Annotated in this window: 19 protein-coding genes and 1 riboswitch; of the genes, 6 read left to right on the plus strand and 13 right to left on the minus strand. The window is 73.0% G+C overall.

The features are described 5' to 3' along the window. Window positions 1-23: 23 nt before the first annotated feature. Window positions 24-245 carry a hypothetical protein gene (locus tag P3T35_RS16650; RefSeq protein ID WP_101381756.1) on the minus strand — a complete coding sequence of 74 codons (222 nt, stop codon included), beginning with the start codon at window positions 243-245 and terminating at the stop codon, window positions 24-26. A 307-nt stretch (window positions 246-552) separates the two neighbouring features. On the opposite strand from P3T35_RS16650, the gene P3T35_RS16655 reads away from it, so the two are divergent. Further along, window positions 553-2643, plus strand: a complete 2091-nt coding sequence (locus P3T35_RS16655) for an AAA family ATPase (protein ID WP_280706497.1) — start codon at window positions 553-555, stop codon at window positions 2641-2643. A 90-nt stretch (window positions 2644-2733) separates the two neighbouring features. Here P3T35_RS16655 and P3T35_RS16660 read toward each other — a convergent pair whose 3' ends face one another. The 7 genes from P3T35_RS16660 to thrC form a co-directional block, all read right to left on the minus strand. Further along, complete coding sequence (locus P3T35_RS16660) at window positions 2734-3417, minus strand: copper homeostasis protein CutC (protein ID WP_101381755.1); 684 nt, start codon at window positions 3415-3417, stop codon at window positions 2734-2736. A gap of 75 nt (window positions 3418-3492) precedes the next feature. Further along, window positions 3493-3855 carry a hypothetical protein gene (locus P3T35_RS16665; protein WP_101381754.1) on the minus strand — a complete coding sequence of 121 codons (363 nt, stop codon included), beginning with the start codon at window positions 3853-3855 and terminating at the stop codon, window positions 3493-3495. 4 nt (window positions 3856-3859) lie between these two features. Next, entirely contained in the window at window positions 3860-4447 is a 588-nt protein-coding gene (locus tag P3T35_RS16670; RefSeq protein ID WP_101385194.1) for a Uma2 family endonuclease, read from the minus strand. A 225-nt stretch (window positions 4448-4672) separates the two neighbouring features. Beyond that, a complete protein-coding gene (groL, locus tag P3T35_RS16675; RefSeq protein ID WP_101381753.1) occupies window positions 4673-6295 on the minus strand; it encodes a chaperonin GroEL in 1623 nt (540 codons plus the stop codon). Between the two features lie 334 nt (window positions 6296-6629). After that, entirely contained in the window at window positions 6630-6833 is a 204-nt protein-coding gene (locus tag P3T35_RS16680; protein WP_030289665.1) for a cold-shock protein, read from the minus strand. A 509-nt stretch (window positions 6834-7342) separates the two neighbouring features. Then, window positions 7343-7621, minus strand: a complete 279-nt coding sequence (locus tag P3T35_RS16685; RefSeq protein WP_101381752.1) for a MoaD/ThiS family protein — start codon at window positions 7619-7621, stop codon at window positions 7343-7345. Window positions 7622-7688: 67 nt separating this feature from the next. Beyond that, window positions 7689-8966 carry a threonine synthase gene (gene thrC, locus P3T35_RS16690; protein ID WP_101381751.1) on the minus strand — a complete coding sequence of 426 codons (1278 nt, stop codon included), beginning with the start codon at window positions 8964-8966 and terminating at the stop codon, window positions 7689-7691. A gap of 17 nt (window positions 8967-8983) precedes the next feature. Next, window positions 8984-9115, minus strand: a riboswitch (SAM riboswitch). Window positions 9116-9296: 181 nt separating this feature from the next. Between thrC and P3T35_RS16695 the strand changes: the two genes are divergently transcribed. Together P3T35_RS16695 and P3T35_RS16700 are read left to right on the plus strand one after the other, a co-directional pair. Next, window positions 9297-10331, plus strand: a complete 1035-nt coding sequence (locus P3T35_RS16695; RefSeq protein ID WP_101381750.1) for a glucosyl-3-phosphoglycerate synthase — start codon at window positions 9297-9299, stop codon at window positions 10329-10331. 46 nt (window positions 10332-10377) lie between these two features. After that, a complete protein-coding gene (locus P3T35_RS16700) occupies window positions 10378-11829 on the plus strand; it encodes a trehalose-6-phosphate synthase (protein ID WP_101381749.1) in 1452 nt (483 codons plus the stop codon). A 27-nt stretch (window positions 11830-11856) separates the two neighbouring features. Here P3T35_RS16700 and otsB read toward each other — a convergent pair whose 3' ends face one another. The 3 genes from otsB to P3T35_RS16715 form a co-directional block, all read right to left on the minus strand. Continuing rightward, window positions 11857-12711 (minus strand): trehalose-phosphatase, encoded by an 855-nt coding sequence (gene otsB / locus P3T35_RS16705; RefSeq protein WP_101381748.1) that lies wholly within the window; start codon window positions 12709-12711, stop codon window positions 11857-11859. A 30-nt stretch (window positions 12712-12741) separates the two neighbouring features. After that, window positions 12742-12969 (minus strand): DUF3263 domain-containing protein, encoded by a 228-nt coding sequence (locus P3T35_RS16710; protein WP_101381747.1) that lies wholly within the window; start codon window positions 12967-12969, stop codon window positions 12742-12744. Window positions 12970-13104: 135 nt separating this feature from the next. Further along, window positions 13105-13896 (minus strand): DeoR/GlpR family DNA-binding transcription regulator, encoded by a 792-nt coding sequence (locus tag P3T35_RS16715; protein ID WP_101381746.1) that lies wholly within the window; start codon window positions 13894-13896, stop codon window positions 13105-13107. Between the two features lie 157 nt (window positions 13897-14053). On the opposite strand from P3T35_RS16715, the gene P3T35_RS16720 reads away from it, so the two are divergent. From P3T35_RS16720 to nagA, 3 genes are all read left to right on the plus strand, one after another. Beyond that, window positions 14054-14971 (plus strand): sugar isomerase, encoded by a 918-nt coding sequence (locus P3T35_RS16720; RefSeq protein ID WP_101381745.1) that lies wholly within the window; start codon window positions 14054-14056, stop codon window positions 14969-14971. An 84-nt stretch (window positions 14972-15055) separates the two neighbouring features. Further along, complete coding sequence (locus P3T35_RS16725; RefSeq protein WP_101381744.1) at window positions 15056-15988, plus strand: ROK family protein; 933 nt, start codon at window positions 15056-15058, stop codon at window positions 15986-15988. Next, window positions 15985-17166: an N-acetylglucosamine-6-phosphate deacetylase gene (gene nagA / locus P3T35_RS16730; RefSeq protein WP_101381743.1), complete on the plus strand. Its 1182-nt coding sequence runs from the start codon at window positions 15985-15987 to the stop codon at window positions 17164-17166. The genes P3T35_RS16725 and nagA overlap by 4 nt, the downstream gene beginning before the upstream one ends. Before the next feature lie 79 nt (window positions 17167-17245). Here the strand turns inward: nagA and P3T35_RS16735 are convergent, their stop codons facing one another. Both P3T35_RS16735 and P3T35_RS16740 read right to left on the minus strand, forming a co-directional pair. Continuing rightward, the gene (locus P3T35_RS16735; RefSeq protein WP_101381742.1) at window positions 17246-18295 is read right to left on the minus strand and encodes a hypothetical protein; all 1050 of its coding nucleotides are present in this window, start codon (window positions 18293-18295) and stop codon (window positions 17246-17248) included. Between the two features lie 10 nt (window positions 18296-18305). Then, complete coding sequence (locus tag P3T35_RS16740; RefSeq protein ID WP_101381741.1) at window positions 18306-20213, minus strand: diguanylate cyclase; 1908 nt, start codon at window positions 20211-20213, stop codon at window positions 18306-18308. Window positions 20214-20472 lie beyond the last annotated feature (259 nt).

A 20472-nucleotide genomic window follows, 5' to 3' on the forward strand; every position in this document is an offset into this window, starting at 1 on the left:
CCGGACGACGTCCGAGGCGGCTGCTACAGGTTGACGCCGTCGCGCCCGAGGAACACCACGCGCGCGGCGGTGTCCAGCACGATGCCGACGGCGCGCACGGCGCTCTGCACGGGTCGGCGGCGGTGCGGCCGGTCCAGCTGGGTGGCGCCGGGGGGCCTGTCGGTGGTGGGCAGGGACTCGGTACTGGTGCGCGCCCGGGGGGTGCTGGCCGCTGCCGGGTGCGCCGTCAAGTGAACGGTGCTCATGTCTTCCACGGTAGTTTTCCGACACCGCGGGCACATCAGCCGAAAGGCCGCAACCGATGGGGCCGAAGTCGTCCGCCAGGCGTACAAGGCCCCTACGGCGGATGTACGGCGACCCTGACGTCCGCCGACAAATCGGCTGGCCCGCGGTGCCGCCACGGGTCTAAGCTGTCCGGTCTGCCCCCCTCCCGATCAGCGGCGCCGTGCCCGGCTGCCCTGGGGAGGCCCTGGCCGCTCGGCAACCGGCCAGGCTCACCGTGAGCTACGACGAGACCGCCGTGCCCGATCGGCGCGGCCGGGAAGGTTCGCTGTGCATTCCGCCGCCCCCACCACCACCGACCCCGCCGACCCGTTGCAGCGGGAGCGGAACCACCTGGCGTCCTCCAGGGCCGCCCTGCGCGCGATGCGCGAGGACGCCGAGCAGCTGGACATCTCGGACGTGGCCGGCACCTGGGTCACCCAGCAGGTGCTGCACGACCAGATCCAGCGCCGGATCGCCGCCCTGGCCGACCTGGCGGACACCCCGCTGTTCTTCGGCCGCCTGGACTTCCTGCGCGCGATCGGCGAGGACGCGAGCGAGGGCGCCGGAGGGTCCCAGTTCTACATCGGCCGCCGCCACGTGCACGACGGCGACGGCGATCCGATGGTGATCGACTGGCGGGCCCCGGTCTCCCAGACCTTCTACCAGGCCAGCCGCAAGGACCCGATGGACATCGCCAAGCGGCGCCGATTCGGCTACACCGGCGGCGAACTGACGGCCTATGAGGACGAGAACCTGAGCGACCCGGCCGAGATCGAGCAGGCCTCGGCCCTGCTCGCGGCCGAGATCGAGAAGCCCCGCGTCGGCCCGATGCGCGACATCGTGGCCACCATCCAGCCCGAGCAGGACGAGATCGTCCGCGCCGACGTGAGCGGCACGGTCTGCGTGCAGGGCGCCCCGGGCACCGGGAAGACCGCCGTCGGCCTGCACCGCGTGGCGTACCTGCTCTACGCGCACCGGGAGCGGCTGGCCAAGGCCGGCACCCTGGTGATCGGGCCGAACAGCTCGTTCCTCTCCTACATCGAGCAGGTACTGCCCGCACTCGGCGAGTTGGACGTGGCGCAGGCCACCGTGCAGCAGCTGGTGGCGCATGTCGAGGTACGGGCCCAGGACACCCCCGAGGCCGCCGTGATCAAGGGCGACGCGCGGCTGGCCGAGGTGCTGCGCCGCGCCGTGCGGGACGGCATCACGATGCCCACCGAGCCCTGCGTGGTGGTCCGCGGCTCCCGGCGCTGGCGCGTTCCGGCCTATGAACTGATCGAGATCATCGAGGAGTTGGCCGGCCGGGAGATCCGCTACGGCGCGGCGATGGCAGCGCTGCCGCAGCGGATCGCGCATGCCGTGCTGCTCAAGATGGAGCAGGGCGGCGAGGCCCCCGACGACCGGGTGCAGGACGCGGTGGCCCGCTCCCGCGAGGTCAAGGCGGTGGTGAAGGCCTGCTGGCCGGCGGTGGACCCGGCGAAGCTGGTGCTGCGGCTGCTGGGTGACGCGGAGTTCCTGGCGCGCTGCGCCGAGGGGATCCTCACCGCCGAGGAGCAGGCGGCGATCCTCCCCCAGACTTCGTCCGGGGGTGCCCCCACGCCCAAGCCGGGCCGGTCGGTGAAGACCGCGCCCTGGACGGCCGCCGACGCGGTGCTGGTGGACGAGGCCACCGACCTGGTGCAGCGCACCCCCTCGCTCGGCCATGTGGTGCTGGACGAGGCGCAGGACCTCTCGCCGATGCAGTACCGCGCGGTCGGCCGCCGCTGCACCACCGGCTCCGCCACCGTGCTCGGCGACCTGGCGCAGGGCACCACCCCGTGGGCGACCGCGAGTTGGCCGGAGGCGCTGCGGCACCTGGGCAAGGACGGCGCCCACGTCGAGGAGCTGACCACCGGCTTCCGGGTGCCTGAGCAGGTGATCTCCTACGCGTCCCGGCTGCTGCCGTCGATCGCGCCTGGCCTGGCCCCGGCCACCTCGATCCGTACCGGCCAGGACACCTTGGCGATCCGCCGGGTGGAGGACGACCTGACCGGGGCGGTGCTGGCGGCCTGCCGGGAGGCGCTGGGCCGGGAGGGCTCCACCGGCCTGATCGCGGCGGACGACCGGCTGCCGGCCCTGGAGGCGGCGCTGCACGCGGCCGGGATGCCGTTCCTCACCCCGGGCACCGAGACCACCGCCGAGGCCCGGCTCACCCTGGTGCCGGCCTCGCTGGCGAAGGGTCTGGAGTACGACTACGTGGTGCTGGACGAGCCGGCCGCGGTGGTGGCCGGCGAGCCGGACCGGCGCACCGGGCTGCGCCGGCTCTATGTGGCGCTGACCCGTGCGGTGTCGGGGCTGACCGTGCTGCACGCCGATCCGCTGCCGGCCGAGCTGGGCTGAGACGGCGGCAGGCCCTGACGGCGGGTCGGTCGACTCGGCGTCAGGACTGCGTTCGGTCGAACCGCCGGGAGTGCTCCGCCGGGAGTGCGTTCAGTCGATCAGCTCGCGCCAGCGCGCGACCTTGGCCGGGTCGACGCCGCCTGCCCAGCCGTCGGTGCGCACCGCCCCGCCGACGTGGAAGGCGTCGAAGCCCTCGGCGAGCAGCCCCGGCAGGTGCTCCTCGCGCAGGCCGCCGCCGATCAGGATCCGCTGGCGGTAGCCGGGCTCGCCCGCCTTGGCCAGCTCGCCGGAGAGCACCTGGCGCCCGGCGTCCACCCCGGCGGCGGCACCCGAGGTGAGGAAGGTGTCCAGGCCGGGCAGTTCGGCGACCGCGGCCCGCACGGCGGCCCGGTCGGCGCTGTGGTCGATGGCCCGGTGGAAGGTCCAGCGGCAGCCGGCCACGGCCGCGGCGACGGCCCGGACGGCGGGCAGGTCCACCGCGCCGTCGGGGGTCAGGAAGCCGAGCACGAACTCCTCGGCGCCCTCGGCGTGCAGTGCGGCGGCCCGCTCGCCGAGCTGGTCCAGGTCGCCGGGACCGAAGCCGTCGCGGATCCGCAGCATCACCCGCAGCGGGAGGTCCACCGCCGCCCGGATCGCGGCGAAGTCGGCCACCGCCGGGCTGAGTCCGTCGGCGGCCATGTCGGTGACCAGTTCGAGGCGGTCGGCGCCACCGGCCTGCGCGGCCTGGGCGTCCGACGCGGTCAGCGCGATGACTTCAAGAATTGGTCTAGACATATCGGTAGCCTGCCACACCGGCGGCTCACCCCGCGAGCCCCCTGCCGCAGCCGGGCGACACCGGCCGCCGGGCCGCTAGGACGCCAGCGATCCGACCGGGGCCACCACCACGCCCCGCTTGCCGCACACCCAGTGCGGATCGGGGCCCAACTCCGGCTCCACGCCCAGCGCGTGGAGATCGCCGTCGGCCGCCTGGCAGTCCAGGCAGATCGGCCACCGCCCGTACTGCTCCAGCAGCGCGTCCTGCACGTCCTGCGCCACCAGCCCGAGCACGTACTCGGCCCCCTGAGGCCACTGCTCCAGCCACCACCGCCGGTGCGTCACGGCGTCCTCCACCAGCGACACCACGGCGGCGTCCGCCGCATCACGCGCCGACAGGTCGGCCAGGATCGCCGCCCGGGCGGTGTGCAGGGCGGCTTCAAGATCAGGCTTGGTCATTCAGTCATTTTCGCGCAGTTTTGGCCGCTGCCGGAAAGTCCTTCGTGACCAGCTCCACGCCGAAGGGGTCGGGCAGTTTCACCGGCTCACCGAAGGACGCCCGCACGGTCCGCCGGTAGGCGCCGTTCTCGGGCTCCTCGAAGAGCGTCACGGTCGGTCCGGCCGGGTCGAAACGATCGATGAGCAGGTAGAGCGAGACCGGGGCGTGGGCGTATGCCCAGAGCTTCTTGGTCCGGTCCTGGCGGGCGTTGTCCTTGGAGGTGATCTCCACGGCCATCATCACCGCCCCGGCGTCGACCGAGCTGTCCTCGGGGTCCAGCAGCGCCTTGTCCACCACCACCAGGTCCGGCATGTACAGCTTCTCCAGCGGGACGATCTCGGTGCCGAGGGTCTGGTAAACCCCCACGCTGCGCGGCAGGCACCTCTTGAGGGCCCAGTGGACTTCCTCAGCGATCATGTTGTGTCCCACACCGGGCGGAGGCACCAAGGCGATCTTCCCCTCGTCGATCTCGGCGCGCCAACCCTCCGGGACGTCCAACTCCCGCCAGGTGTCCAGCAGGTAGCTCCACTGCAGCCCCGGCTCCACGGCCATCGCGGTCACCGCCGACCTCCCCTCCTCCTCGTGACGCTGTGCATCGTCACCGTGGGGGCACCCCCGGCCGGAGGCTGGGGGAGGGTCCTCAGGGGCGCCGATACCGTCCATGCCCCCAGCGTCCCACGAACGAGTGACTGTTGCCGGAAACGCCGCGAGGGCGGCCTCCCCGGTGGGGAGACCGCCCTCGCGAAGCGATCAGAACGACCGATCCTTGACGAAGGATCAGAAGTCCATGTCACCGCCCGGCATGCCGCCGCCGGCCGGGGCAGCGGCCTTCTCCGGCTTGTCGGCGATGACGGCCTCGGTGGTGAGGAAGAGCGCCGCGATGGAGGCGGCGTTCTGCAGCGCCGAGCGGGTGACCTTGGCCGGGTCGATGATGCCCTCGGCGACCAGGTCGACGTACTCGTTGGTGGCGGCGTTCAGGCCGTGGCCCGCGGGGAGGTTGCGGACCTTCTCCACCACGACGCCGCCCTCGAGGCCGGCGTTGGTGGCGATCTGCTTGATCGGGGCCTCCAGCGCGACCTTCACGATGTTGGCACCGGTGGCCTCGTCGCCGTCCAGCTCCAGCTTGTCGAACGCGACAGCGGCCTGCAGCAGGGCCACGCCACCGCCGGCGACGATGCCCTCCTCGACGGCCGCCTTGGCGTTGCGCACGGCGTCCTCGATGCGGTGCTTGCGCTCCTTGAGCTCGACCTCGGTGGCCGCGCCGGCCTTGATGACGGCCACACCGCCGGCCAGCTTGGCGAGGCGCTCCTGGAGCTTCTCGCGGTCGTAGTCCGAGTCGCTGTTCTCGATCTCGGCGCGGATCTGGTTGACCCGGCCGGCGACCTGGTCGCTGTCGCCGCCACCGTCGACGATGGTGGTCTCGTCCTTGGTGATGACCACCTTGCGGGCGGTGCCCAGCAGGTCGAGACCGGCGTTCTCCAGCTTGAGGCCGACCTCCTCGGAGATCACGGTGCCGCCGGTGAGGATGGCGATGTCGCCCAGCATGGCCTTGCGGCGGTCGCCGAAGCCCGGGGCCTTGACGGCGACGGACTTGAAGGTGCCGCGGATCTTGTTGACCACCAGGGTCGACAGGGCCTCGCCCTCGACGTCCTCGGCGATGATCAGCAGCGGCTTGCCGGACTGCATGACCTTCTCCAGCAGCGGGAGCAGGTCCTTGACCGAGCCGATCTTGGAGTTGGCGATCAGGATGTACGGCTCGTCGAACGACGCCTCCATCCGCTCCAGGTCGGTGGCGAAGTAGGCCGAGATGTAGCCCTTGTCGAAGCGCATGCCCTCGGTGAGCTCCAGCTCCAGACCGAAGGTGTTGCTCTCCTCGACGGTGATGACGCCTTCCTTGCCGACCTTGTCCATGGCCTCGGCGATCAGCTCGCCGATCTGGGTGTCGGCGGCGGAGATCGAGGCGGTCGCGGCGATCTGCTCCTTGGTCTCCACGTTGCGGGCCTGGGCCAGCAGCTGGTCGGAGACGGCGGCGACGGCCTTCTCGATGCCGCGCTTCAGAGCCATCGGGTTGGCGCCGGCGGCAACGTTGCGCAGACCCTCGCGCACCAGGGCCTGGGCCAGCACGGTGGCGGTGGTGGTGCCGTCACCCGCGACGTCGTCGGTCTTCTTGGCGACCTCCTTGACGAGCTCCGCGCCGATCTTCTCGTAGGGGTCCTCGAGCTCGATCTCCTTGGCGATGGAGACACCGTCGTTGGTGATCGTGGGGGCGCCCCACTTCTTCTCAAGGACGACGTTGCGGCCCTTGGGGCCCAGCGTCACCTTGACGGCGTCGGCAAGCTGGTTCATGCCGCGCTCAAGGCCGCGGCGAGCTTCCTCGTCAAACGCGATGATCTTGGCCATTGGAAGTGGTCCTCCAGGACACGGTCGACTGCTCGGACCAGAGGTGCCCGCGACGGACGGCCTGGAGCGCGGGGGTCCTGTCCCCTGCCGCACTCCGAGCCTCACCGACCCGGTCCGTTTGTCACTCTCAAGCTGTGAGTGCTAACGCCAATGATTAGCACTCCGGTGTGGCGAGTGCAAGCTCCTTCGAGCTGAACGACGCGCCGGGATGAACCGCACGGCGACGACAAGCGGCCGAGCCCGCGGCCGACTCCCGGATGGGAAGTCGGCCGCGGGCTCGGCCGCTTTGGTCCACCAGCTCGGTCTGAGCCGAGGCCCCCGAGGATCGGAAAGGTCAGACCGCGGCGCGGACCATGTCCGCCTGCGGGCCCTTCTGCCCCTGGGAGATCTCGAACTCGACCCGCTGGCCCTCCTCGAGGGTGCGGTAGCCGTCCATCTGGATCGCGCTGTAGTGGACGAACACGTCCGCACCACCGTCGACCGCGATGAAGCCGTAGCCCTTCTCCGCGTTGAACCACTTGACGGTGCCCTGAGCCATTCCGAACTCCCCTAGTGCTGTGCTGGCCCTTCACGGGTTCGCCGGTCGCGGACCCGGGTCTGGCGGACCATGCCGAAGGTGTCCCCCCGGGGCGTGGCCCTGCATGCCGCAGCAACCCACGCCAGGGCGCCAGTTGGCGCCCCGAGGCAGGCAAATGCGTCGACCGCGGCTGAATGTATCCGGAGCAGCGCCCTGAGCAACAGGGTCACTGGACGCCAATTCGACGGCCCCGCCAAGGGACAGCTGGGGAGGAATGCGACAGAGTCGGCAATTCGCCTGGGACATAGCGGACTTAAACCACGAATTGCCCGAGAATTTCTGACGCGTCCCGAGCACGATTCCAGTGGTACCTCGGCAGTTGCGTCCCGGCGACCAGGACGTCCGAACCGCTGCCGGCACGGACAGCCTATGCCCTGCCGGCGGGCGCCGCGGACCACCCCCGGACACGGCACGGGGCGCCGTGCGGCCCGCCATGACCGCACGACGCCCCACAGGGCCCTGACGGGCCGTCAGCAGCCGCCCGCCACGGCCGGGATGATCGAGATGCCGGCGCCGCCGGGGATCTCGGTCGCCAGGCCCTCGGCGAACCGCACGTCGTCGTCGTTCACGTACACGTTGACGAACCGGCGCAACTTGCCGGTGTCGTCCAGGAGTCGGGCGCCGATGCCGGTGTGGTTGCGGTCCAGGTCGGCGATCACCTCGGCCAGGGTGGCGCCCTCGGCGGTCACTTCGGACCGGCCGTCGGTGTAGGTGCGCAGGATGGTGGGAATGCGGACGGTGGCGCTCATCGGGGGTACTCCTTGCTCAAGGCGCTCATGGCGTTCGGGCGGTTCCGGGTGGGGGATGCGGGCGGACTCAGACCAGGCCGGCGGCCCGGAACGACTCCAGGCTCGGCCGGATCACCGCGGTCAGGCCGGCCCCCGCCGCCGCGTCCAGCGTCTTGAGGCCGTCGCCGGTGTTGATCGCCACGGTCTCCTTGCCCGGGTCCAGCTGTCCGCTCTCGACCAACTTCTTGAGCACGCCGATGGTCACGCCGCCGGCGGTCTCGGCGAAGATGCCCTCGGTGCGGGCCAGCAACCGGATCGCCTCGACCACCTCGGCGTCGGTGACGTCCTCCACCGCGCCGCCGGTGCGCCGGGCGATGTCCAGCACGTACGGGCCGTCCGCCGGGTTGCCGATCGCCAGCGACTTGGCGATGGTGTCCGGCTTGACCGGACGGATCACGTCGCGACCGGCCTTGAACGCCTCGGCCACCGGGGAGCATCCGGTCGCCTGGGCGCCGAAGACCCGGTACGGCCGGTCCTCGACCAGTCCGAGCTCGATCAGCTCCCGCAACCCCTTGTCGATCTTGGTGAGTTGGGAGCCGGAGGCGATCGGGATCACGATCTGCTCCGGCAGCCGCCAACCGAGCTGCTCGCAGATCTCGAAGGCCAGCGTCTTGGAGCCCTCGCCGTAGTACGGCCGCAGGTTGACGTTGACGAAGCCCCAGCCCTCGCCGGCCGGATCGCCGATCAGCTCGGAGCAGAACCGGTTCACGTCGTCGTAGTTGCCCTCGATGCCGACCAGGTCACCGCCGTAGACCGCGGCCATGACGATCTTGGCGTGCTCCAGGTCGTGCGGGATGAAGACGCAGGAGCGCAGGCCGGCCCGGGCCGCCGCGGCGCCCACCGCACCGGCCAGGTTGCCGGTGGAGGAGCAGGACAGGGTGGTGAAGTCGAAGGCCCGGGCCGCCTCGATGGCGCAGGCCACCACCCGGTCCTTGAACGAGTGGGTGGGGTTGCCGGAGTCGTCCTTGACGTGCAGCCGGGCGGTGAAGCCGAGCTCCTTGCCGAGCCGGTCGGCCTCGACCAGCGGGGTCCAGCCGGGGTTGAGGTTGGGCTTGGTCGCCACGTCGGCCGGGACCGGCAGCAGCGGGGCGTAGCGCCAGATGGAGGCCGGGCCGGCCTCGATCCGGGCCCGCAACTCGGCGGTGTCGTGGCCGCTGTAGTCGTAGGCGATCTCCAGCGGGCCGAAACACTCCAGGCAGGCGAAGCTGGGACCGAGCGGGAACCGGGTGCCGCACTCCCGACAGGACAGGGCGGCGGCGGGGCCGAGATCAACGGTGGACGTTGCGGCAGGGGTAGCGGTAGCCATGGGCGGCGAGGCCTCTCTCCTCATCTTCCCCGTGACGCGGTCGCGCCCGGGCCGGAATTGGCACCTGTCTCGCCGGGGCCTGCTACAGGCCGGTCGAGAAGGTTGCCGGGACGTCAACGGGCCGTTCCCTCAGTCCCTCTGGATGAGCTCTGTGAAGTTGTCATCGGCGCACCGCACGGATGCGCGAGCCGACGTTTTCCTGGCGGTCCACCCCGGTGTGCGAAGGTCTGACCGCAGTACGAAGACTGTATCCGAAGGCACCACAGCGGAAAGGGGCCGTCCGCCACGCGAGACGCCCCGGACCATTTCCACGCGTACAAGGAGCGAGATTTGCCAGCCGAGCAGAGCCCCGCGCTACTCCCGGAGGCGGCCCGCTGGTTGCGCCGCAGGTCCTGGACCGCGGCCGACCGGCCGGTGCCGCGGTTACTGGCCGCGAAGGAGGCGGCCGGGGCGGCCGGCACGGTCAGCGTGGTGCTGCCGGCGCTCGACGAGGAGTCCACGGTCGGCGAGATCGTCGAGGTGATCCGCCGTGAGCTGATGGAGCGGATCCCGCTGGTGGACGAGCTGGTGGTGGTGGACTCCGGCTCGGTGGACCGGACCGCCGAGGTGGCCGCGGCCGCCGGTGCCCGGGTGGTGCACCGGGACGCGATCCTGCCCCGGCTGCCGGCCGTGCCCGGCAAGGGCGAGGTGCTGTGGCGCTCGCTGCTGGTGACCAGCGGGGCGATCGTCTGCTTCATCGATGCCGACCTGCGCGAGTTCGACCCGGCGTTCGTCTCCGGGATCGTCGGCCCGCTGCTCACCGACCCGGAGATCCAGCTGGTCAAGGCGATGTACGACCGCCCGCTGGAAGTTTCGAACAGCGGCTCCGCCGCGGGCTCAGGCACGGTGGTCCCGTCCGGCGGCGGCCGGGTGACCGAACTGGTCGCCAGACCCCTGCTCAACCTGCACTGGCCGCAGCTGGCCGGCTTCGTGCAGCCGCTCGGCGGCGAGTACGCGGCCCGTCGCTCGCTGCTGGACCGGCTGCACTTCCCGACCGGCTACGGGGTGGAGCTGGGCCTGCTGGTCGACGCCCTGGACCTGGTCGGGCTGGACGCGCTGGCCCAGGTGGACGTCGGAGTGCGCCACCACCGCCACCAGGACAGCCAGGCACTGGGCCGGATGGCCGCCACCATCTACCGCACCGCGCTGGAGCGGCTGGACCGCACCAACCGGCTCAAGGCCGCCGACGACCTGGCCCGCCCGGTGCTCACCCAGTTCTCCCGGGACCCGGTGACCCGGGACTTCACGGCGCACGACCACCCGGTGACGGCCCTGGAGCGGCCGCCGATGATCGAGCTGCCGGAGTACCGGAACCAGCGGATGTGACAAAGGCCCTGGTTTGCCACCCCGCGACCCCGGCAAGGTTGCCGGTATGGCCGAGCAAACGACCGCACGCGTCCTGGTCGCTTCCAACCGCGGCCCGGTCGCCTTCCGCCACGCCGCGGACGGCAGCCTGACACCGCGCCGCGGTGGCGGCGGCCTGGTGTCCGGGCTGTCCGCGATCGACGACCCGCACGCGGTCTGGGTCTGCGCGGCGCTCGGCGAGGCGGACCGGGCCGCCGCCCGGCAGTCCCCGCAGGGCCGCCTGGACCTGGCCGGGTTCGACGTCGGCGGCCAGGCCGTCCGGATGCTGGACATCGATCCGGTGGTCTTCGACCAGGCGTACAACGGGGTGGCCAACTCCACCCTGTGGTTCCTGCACCACCAGCTCTACAACACCCCCACCGCGCCGGCCTTCGACCAGGCCGCGGCCGAGCGGTGGGCCGGGTTCCGGGAGTACAACGAGGCCTTCGCCGCGGCGCTGGCCGCCGAGGCCGCGCCGGGCGCGGCGGTGCTGGTCCAGGACTACCACCTGACCCTGGTGCCGGCCCTGCTCCGGGAGCGCCGCCCCGACCTGCGGATCGGCTACTTCCTGCACACCCCCTGGGCGCCGGTCGACTACTTCCGGCTGCTGCCCGACGGCCCGGCCGCCGCCGTGCTCACCGGGGTGCTGGGCGCGGACCGGGCCGGCTTCCACACCCGGCGCTGGGCCGAGGCGTTCGCCGACTGCAGCGAGCGGGTGCTGGGCGCCACCGTGGACCGGGCGGCACTGACCGTGACCTTCCAGGGCCGCACCACGGCGCTGGGCGTGCACCCGCTGGGCGCCGACGCGGAGTTCCTGCGCGAGCGGGCGCACCGGCCGGACGTCGACGAGCGACTGGCCGCGCTGAAGGCCGCGGTGGGCGACCGGCGAACCATCGTCCGGGTGGACCGCACCGAGCTGAGCAAGAACATCGTGCGCGGCCTGCAGGCCTACCGGCACCTGCTGCGCACCCGCCCCGAGTGGCACGACCGGCTGGTGCACATCGCCTTCGCCTACCCGTCCCGCCAGGACCTGGCCGAGTACCGCGACTACACGGCGGCGGTGCGGCGGATCAGCGAGGAGATCAACGCCGAGTTCGGCACCGCCACCTGGCAGCCGCTGATACTCCAGGTCGAGGACGACTTCGCCCGCTCGCTGGCCGCCTACCGGCTGGCCGACGTGGCGCTGGTCAACCCGATCCGGGACGGCATGAACCTGGTCGCCAAGGAGGTGCCGGTGGTCTCCGAGGCGGGCTGCGCGCTGGTGCTCTCCCGGGAGGCGGGCGCCTGGGCGGAGCTGGCCGAGGACGCGATCGGGATCAACCCGTACGACGTGGTGGGGACCGCCGACGCGCTGCACCGGGGCCTGACCATGCCCGCCGCCGAGCGCACCGAACGCACCAAGCGGCTGGCGGCGGCGGCCACCGCGCTCTCGCCGCAGCAGTGGTTCCTCGAGCAGTTGGCCGCGCTGACCGCCTCCTGAGCGGCCCAGCAGCGACTCAGCAGCGACTCAGCGCGTCGGCACGAGCTCCTCGCCCAACTGGTCCAGCAGCTCCACCACCCCGCCGGGCCCCGGCACCACCAGGTCGGCCCGCTCGGCCACCTCGCGCACCGGCGGCTCGCCGGTCACCGGGCCGCTGGCCACCAGCAGCCCGGGCAGCCCGGCGGCCCGCAGCCGGTCGACCGCGTCGAAGGCGGCCAGGTCGCCCAGGTCGTCACCGGCGTAGAGCACTGCGCCGGCCCCGCGTTCGCGCACCAGCTCGGTGAGCGCGGCGCCCTTGTCGACGCCCGGCGGGCGCAGCTCGATCACCATCCGCCCCGGCTCCACCGCCAGGCCGTGCGCGGCGGCCAGGTCGGCGAGCGGCGCACGCAGGCGGTCGAGCACCGCGTCCGGGTCGGCGGTGCGCCGGGTGTGCACGGCCAGCGAGCGCTCCTTGTCCTCCACCACGGTGCCCTCCGGGACGCCCAACGAGGCCAGCAGCGCGGGCAGTTCGGCCCGGACCGCGGCCACGCCGGGGTGGCTGGCGGGCGCGGTCAGCTGCCCGGTCGTGGAGTCCCAGCGCTCGGCGCCGTAGTGGCCGAGCACCACCAGGTGGTCCAGGCCCGGGGCAGCGGCGAAGCCGCCGAGCCGCACCGCGGCCAGTGCCGGACGCCCGGTGACCACCGCGACGGTGCCGACCCGGCCGGACAGCCGGGCCAGGACGCCGGCCGCGCCCGGGTGCGCGAAGGCCTGCTCGGGGTCCGCGACGATCGGGGCCAGGGTGCCGTCGAAGTCGAAGGCGAGCAGGGCGCGGCGGGGCTCGGCCAGCAGCGCGGCCAGGCCCGCACGGCCGGCGGGGGTGGTCGGTTCCAGCAGGGTGCCCATGGCGGCCAACCTACCCGCAAGGTCGCTCACTTAACGCTCCGCACGCCGGGCTTCCCGGATCCGCCGCAGCCGGTTGACCAGCACCGGGGCGTGGGCGAGCGCCTCCGGCCGGTCCAGCAGGCCGTTGAGCAGCTGGTAGTAGCGGGTGGCCGAGATGCCCAGCTCCTCGCGGACGGCCTGCTCCTTGGCGCCCTGGGTGCGCCAGGGGCGGGCCTCCAGGGCCAGCACGGCGCGGTCGCGGTCGGTGAGCTCGGTCATGCGGCCATTATCCCGGGGCCCGCGGCACCACCCCGCGGGCACGCGGCCATCCTCCCCGGGGGCACTCGGCCACCATCCCGAGGCGTACAGCCACCACCCCGGTGCGTACGGCCGCCACCCCGGGGGCCGGCCGGGTCAGACGGTGAGCACCCGAATCCCGGCCTCGGCGAAGCCGGCCACCATCTCCTCGGGCGCCGCCGAGTCGGTGACCAGGGTGTCGATCGCCTCCAGGCCGCAGATCCGGGCGAAGGCGCGCCGGCCCAGCTTGGAGGAGTCGGCGGCCACCACCACCCGGCGGGCCCGCGCGGCGAGCAGCCGGTTGACGCTGGCCTCGCCCTCGTGGTGCGCGGTCGCGCCGGCCTGGACGTCCAGCGCGTCCACGCCCAGCACCGTGACGTCCATGGTGAGTTCGCCGAGCACGCTGGCGGCCAGCGGGCCGATCAGCTCATAGGACTGCGGGCGGGCGACACCACCGGTGACCACGATCTTCACGGCCGGCCGGACCGTCAACTCATTGGCGATGTTGAGCGCGTTGGTCACCACGGTGAGCGACTGGCCGCCGGCTTCCGGCCGTTCGGCCAGCTCCGGGCGGACCGCGAGGGCCCGGGCCACCTCGGTGGTGGTGGTGCCGCCGTTCAGGCCGACCACCTCGCCCGGGTCGATCAGCGCCGCCACCGCCTGGCCGATCCGCTGCTTGGCGCCCGCGTGCCGGGCGGTCTTGTAGCGCAGCGGCAGGTCGTAGGAGACGTTGTGGGCCACCGCGCCGCCGCGGGTGCGGGTGACCATCTGCTGGCGGGCCAGCTGGTCCAGGTCGCGGCGGATGGTGGCGGCCGAGACGCCGAGTGCCGTGGCTGCCTCCTCGACCTCCAACCTGCCGTGCTCGGCGAGGAGTTCGAGGAGACCGTTCCATCGCTCGTATCGGGACACGCCGCGCCTTCCAAAGCTGATCGACCACCGCTGCCCGGACAGCGTCGCACAGTGCCGTTCACCGCCGTAGTGCCGTTCCGTACTTGCCGACCCTATTGCGCATTACTGATCGAAACAGCTATAAAACAAGCACGTTCACGCAGACGGAAGGAACGCCATGAGCTCTCTGACCGCCCAGGAGCTGGCCACCCAGCCGGCCACCTGGCGCCGGGCCGCCGCGCTCGCCGAGCCCTCGGACACCGCGCTGCCGCAGCCCGGCGAGCGGGTCGCCGTGGTCGGCTGCGGCACCTCCTGGTTCATGGCGCAGGCCTATGCCGCGCTGCGCGAGGCCGCCGGCCAGGGCGAGACCGACGCCTTCGCGGCCTCCGAGTTCCGTTATGCCCGGCAGTACGACCGGGTTCTCGTGATCTGCCGCTCCGGCACCACCACCGAGGTGCTGGCCCTGCTGGACCGGCTGTCCGACCGGACCCCGACCGCCGCGCTGACCGCCGACCCGGCCACCCCGATCAAACAGGCCGCCGACCGACTGGTGGTGCTGGACTTCGCCGACGAGCGGTCGGTGGTGCAGACCCGGTTCGCCACCAGCGCGCTGGCCCTGCTGCGGGCCCACCTGGAGCTGCACGGCGCACTCCCGGCCGGCGTGCACCCGGTGGCCCGAGCCGCCGACGACGCCGAGCAAGCGCTTGCCCAGCCGCTGCCCGACGGCTTGCTGACGATTGATCAGATCAGTTTCCTGGGCGCCGACTGGACCAACGGGCTGGCCCTGGAGGCCGGGCTGAAGATGCGCGAGGCGGCCCGTTTCTGGACCGAGGCCTACCCGGCCATGGAGTACCGGCACGGCCCGATCGCCATCACCGGGCCCGGTCGCGCGGTCTGGATGTTCGGCGCACTGCCGGCCGGCCTGGACGCCCAGATCGCGGAAACCGGCGGGCTGCTGGTGGCCGACTCGGCACCGGCGGGTATGGATCCGATGGCCGATCTGGTCCGGGTGCACCGACTGGCGGTGGCGCTGGCCGAGGCCCGCGGGCTGGATCCGGACCGTCCGCAGGCCCTGACCCGGTCGGTACTGCTCTGACCGGCGGCAGTCACCTCGACCGGGCCAGACCAATCCGACCACTGGACTAGACCTCTTCTCCTTGGACAAGGGAAACTGTCCCCCGTGAAGCACGTCATCGCACTCGATGTAGGCGGCACCGGCATGAAGGCCGCGCTGCTCGCCCAGGACGGCTCCGTGCTGTTCGAAGCACGCCGACCGACCGGGCGGGAGCACGGCACCGACGCCGTGGTCGCCGCCATCCTCGACTTCGCCGCCGACCTCGCCGAGGAGGGCCGCAGCCGATTCGGCCAGGGCCCGCTCGCGGCCGGCGTCGCGGTGCCGGGGACGATCGACGAGAAGAACGGGATCGCGGTCTTCTCCGCCAACCTCGGCTGGCGGGAGCTGCCGATGCGCAAACTGCTCGGCGAGCGGCTCGGCGGCCTGCCGGTCGCCCTCGGCCACGACGTCCGCTCCGGCGGGCTGGCCGAGGGGCGGATCGGCGCCGGCCGCGGAGTCGGGCGGTTCCTCTTCATCGCACTGGGCACCGGCATCGCCGGAGCCATCGGCATCGACGGCCGGATCGAGTCGGGTGCGCACGGCTACGGCGGCGAGATCGGCCACGTGGTGGTCCGTCCCGGCGGCCCGGCCTGCGGCTGCGGCGCCCGCGGCTGCCTGGAGACGCTGGCCTCGGCCGGCGCGGTCTCCCGGGCCTGGGCCGAGGCGTCGGGCGACCCGGGCGCCGACGCCGCCGACTGCGCGCTGGCGGTGGCCGCCGGCGACCCGGCCGCGACGGCCCTGTGGCAGCGCGCCGTGGACGCCCTCGCCGACGGCATCGTGCTGGCGCAGAGCCTGCTCGACCCGTCGACGGTGATCGTCGGCGGCGGGCTGGCCGAGGCCGGTGACACGCTCTTCACTCCCCTGCGCGCGGCGGTCGCCGAGCGGCTGACCTTCCAGGTGCCCCCGAAGGTGGTCCCGGCCATGCTCAAAGACACCGCCGCTTCCCTGGGCGCCGGCCTGCTCGCCTGGGATCTGCTCTCAACGGAGGTGACCGCGTGACCGCGGAGGAAACAATCCTGGCCGGTGCCCGGCTGGTGCTGCCCGGCGGCGTCGTCGAGGACGGCCGGCTGGCCTTCTCGGGTGGCACCATCACCGGGATCGGCGGCCCCAGGGCGGCCGGCGGCCTGGACCTGACCGCCCTGGACTTGACAGGCTTCACCGTGGTCCCGGGGTTCGTCGACCTGCATGTGCACGGCGGCGGCGGTGCCTCCTACGCCTCCGGGAGCGCCGAGGAGGCGCTGGTCGCCGCCCGCGCCCACCTGGAGCACGGCACCACCACCACGGTCGCCTCCACCGTCACCGGCGAGATCGACGAGGTCTGCCGGCAGGCGGCGGTGCTGTCCGAGCTGGTCGAGGACGGGGTGCTGGCCGGGGTGCACTTCGAGGGCCCGTTCATCTCCCCCGGGCGCTGCGGCGCGCACCGCCCGGACCTGCTGCGCGAGCCCGACCCGGCGCTGGTCCGCAAGCTGGTGGACGCCGCCCGCGGCACCGCCAGGATGGTCACGCTGGCCCCGGAGCTGCCCGGCGGCCTGGAGTCGGTCCGGATGCTGGCCGACCTCGGGGTGATCGCGGCGGTCGGCCACACCGACTGCGACTACACCAAGACCCTGGAGGCGGTGGACGCCGGCGCCACCGTCGCCACCCACCTGTTCAACGCGATGCCGAGCATCAACCACCGCGCGCCCGGCCCGATCGTCGCCCTGCTGGAGGACGAGCGGGTCACCGTCGAGCTGATCAACGACGGCGTCCACCTGCACCCGTCGGTGCTGGACCTGGCCTACGGCGCGGCCGGTGCCGAGCGGGTCGCGCTGATCACCGACGCGATGGGCGCGGCCGGGATGGGCGACGGCCTCTACCCGCTGGGCCCGCTCCAGGTCCGGGTCGAGGACGGCGTCGCCCGGCTGGTGGAGGGCGGCTCGATCGCCGGCTCCACGCTCACCCTGGACGTCGCCTTCAAGCGCTCCGTCCTCGTCAACAAGCTGAGCCTCACCCAGACCGTGCGGTCCATCTCGACCAACCCGGCCGCCCTGCTCGGCCTGTCCGACTCGACCGGCTCGCTGGCCGTCGGGAAGAACGCCGACCTGGCGGTGCTCGACTCCGAGACGTACGACCTGGTCGCCGTGGTCCGCCGCGGCGAATGGATCACCGGCGCCGAGCGCTTCTCCAGCGGAAGCTGAGCACCACTCGGCTATCCCTCGGGAGGGGCCCGGTGACCGGCACCTCCCGAGGGGGAGCCCCCGGCGGCCTGACGAGCCGTCAGCCGGTCGGTGAAGCCGGGCCCTGGGAAGGGTAGTTGCCGTCCACGTTCATCCCGGTCAGCGCCATCTGGTCCAGCATCACCGGACCGCCGCTGGTGGTCACCACGATGGTGTCGGTGCCGGCTGGCAGCTGCGGGCTCACCCAGGTGTACGACCAGGACTTCGTCGGGTCACCACCGGTGTCCCAGCTCTTGAAGGTGGTGCCGCCGTCGTGGTCATGGCCGTTCACGCTGACCCCGACGTGCACCGCGCCGCCGCTGGTGTTGCCGTAGTGGAACCAGATCTTCCCGAGGCCGGCGGTCGGCACGTTCACCGTGAACGTCGCCGTGGAGCCCGCCTGCATCTGCAGGTAGCTGCCGTCGGCGGAGACCGCGCCCTTTATCGAGTTGGTCAGCGTGGCGCCGCCGCCCGGCTGCGCCTTGGAGGCGTCCACGAAGCCGCCCGAGGCCGCGCTCGGCGAGGCCGGAGGGGACGACGCGGCCGAGGCCGACGGGGCCGGGCTGCCGGCGCTCGAGTGGCCGGCGCTGCCGGTCGGCCTGGGGGCGGCGTTGTCCTTCTTGGTGCCGTCGTTGCCGGAGAGTGCGATGCCGGCGCCGATCGCGATCGCCGCGATCACCGCCACCACGCCGATCACCGCGCCCTTGCCGCGCCCGCGCGGCGCGTCCTCGCCGGGCCGCGGCCGGGACCGCTCGGCGTACCGGGGCTGCTGGTGCGGCAGCTGGGCGGCGGGGTCGCCGTAGCCGGGCTGCTGCTGTTGCTGCTGCAGGTAGGGCGGCGGCGGGCCCTGCGGCGGGCGGGGGGCCTGCTGGCCGTACTGCGCCTGCTGGCCGTACTGGGCCCGGCCGACCTCCATCGGGCGGTACGCGGTGCGCGGGGCAGCAGGCGGCTGCTCGACGCCCGGCGCGCCCTCGGCGGGCCGGTACAGGTACCCGAACGGGTCGTCTTCCTGCGGGGCGCCGCCCGCGCCGTCCTCGGGCCCCTGGCCGCCGGCCGTCATCGCGCTGATCAACTCCCCGTCACTGTGCTGGTGCACCTGTACCCAGGGCACCCTACAGGGGCTACACGGCGCGCCGGTGCGAGCGTTCCCCCCGGGAGCCGCGCAGCGTGCCGCCCCGGGCCCGCTTCTCGTCGTACATCCGCTTGTCCGCTTGGTGCAGCACCTCCTCGATGCTCATGCCGCAGCCGGCCCAGCCGATCCCCAGGCTGACCCCGACCCGCATCACCCGCCCGGCTATCCGCATCGGCGGCTGCACCGCGCCGCGCAGCCGCACCGCCAGGTCGGTTGCCTCCGAACTGCCTATCGAGTCGGCCAGCACCACGAACTCGTCGCCGCCCAGCCGGGCCACCGTGTCACCCTCGCGGACCGCCTGCTGGAGCCGCCGGGCCACCTCCACCAGCACCGCGTCGCCCGCGTTGTGGCCGAACCGGTCGTTCACCGACTTGAAGCCGTCCAGATCGCAGAAGAGCACCGCCAACCCCTTCTGCGGGGCCGGACCGGCGGCCTGCGGGCCGTGCCAGGGCTCCGGGGCGGCGTCCGGGTCGCCGGGCACCACGGCGTGCACGTGGTCCGGCGGCGGGGCGCCGTAGCCCTCGTGCGCGGCCAGACCCGGCATGCCGCGCTCGGCGTACCCGTGGGTCAGGGTGCCGCAGCCCCCGGCGCCCTGCTCCGCGAGGTCGCCGTGGGCCCCGTGGCCGGGCGCCGACGGGCCGCCGACCCCGGCCGGCACCGGGGAGGCCGAACGCGGCCCGTGCGGCCCGTGGAAGCCCGCGCTGCCGGGTGCGGCGGACACCGTCTCCAGGGCGCAGGGACCGCCCACGGGCTCCCCCCGCCCCCGCCCCGGCGCAGCCCCGTCGTGCGCCGCCGCGCCGCCCGGGCCCTGCGGCAGCGCGCAGAGCCGGCGGGCCAGCCGGGCCCGCAGTTCGGCGCCGTTGGGCAGGCCGGTCAACGCGTCATGGCTGGCCCGGTGGGCCAGCTGGAGTTCGTGCCGCTTGCGCTCCTCGATGTCCTCGACATGGGTGAGCAGGAAGGTCGGGCCCTCGGCGGCGTCCGCGACGATCGAGTTGCGCAGGCAGACCCACTGGTAGCTGCCGTCCCGCCGCAGCAGCCGCAGCTCGGCCCGGCCGCTCTCGGTGCTGGTGCGTTCCAGCAGGCCCCGGTCGTCGGGGTGCACCAGGTCGAGGAAGCTGTGCTGGCGCAGGCTCGCCCGGGAGCGGCCGAGCAGCCGGCACAGCGCGTCGTTGACCCGGGTCAGCTGGCCGCGGCCGGGGCCGTGCAGCTCGGTGATGGCCATCCCGCTGGGGGCGTACTCGAAGGCCTGGCGAAAGCTCTCCTCGCTGGCCCGCAGCGCCTGCTGGTCCTTCTCCATCCGGGCCAGCGCCCGCTGCATCTCGGCCCGCAGCCGGGCGTTGCCGATCGCGATCGAGGCCTGCAGCGAGAACATCTCCAGGGCTTCGCGGGTCCACGCGCCCGGGCGTTTGCCGCTGCGCGGGCGGTCCACGCTGAGCACCCCGAGCAGGTCGCCGCCGGCGCTGTACATCGGGGCCAGCAGGCCGTCCTCGGGGTGCCAGTCGTTGGCGTAGACCGGCAGCGGGCCGTCGCCGGTCCAGCGCGGGATGTCGGGCTCGACCGCCCAGCCGCGGTCGTACGGCAGGAACCGCAGGGCGCCCCAGTGGTCGGCGGCGGCCAGCAGCCGGTCCCAGGAGGCCCGGCTGCCCACCTGGCCGAGCAGCACCGCGGGGCCGCCGTAGTCGCGCTCCTCGAACTCCCAGACCGCCGCCACCACCAGGTCGCCGTCCGGGCGGACCAGGTTGACCGCGGCCGCGTCGAAGCCCAGACCGTGCACCGCCCCCTCGACGACGGCCTGCAAGGTGCCCGCCAGGCTGCGGGCAGCGTTGAGGTCCGCCACGACCCGGTGCAAGGTGCGAAGGGTCGCGAGGCGGACGTACGGCTCCGACTCGGCTTCCATGCGGGGGCTCCCCCGGTTCTTCGGGTGGGTCTTGATGGTTATCGTCCGATTGCCAGAAGAACTGAATCACAGCGAGCACAACGATCGGCACGCTCGGTCAGCAATAGGTCGTTACTTGTGACTCAAATCACAGAACGCATAGAGAGGCAAACCCGGTTCATCTCGGTCATGCCCGGACAGGATCCGGCGATGGCCAACTTCGAGGTCGGTCGTGCCCGGTCCGTGCCGCCGCGACCCCCTTGCGGATGCCCGGGTACGG

This window comes from Kitasatospora sp. GP30, assembly GCF_029892145.1.
In the GTDB taxonomy this organism is placed as follows: domain Bacteria; phylum Actinomycetota; class Actinomycetes; order Streptomycetales; family Streptomycetaceae; genus Kitasatospora; species Kitasatospora acidiphila.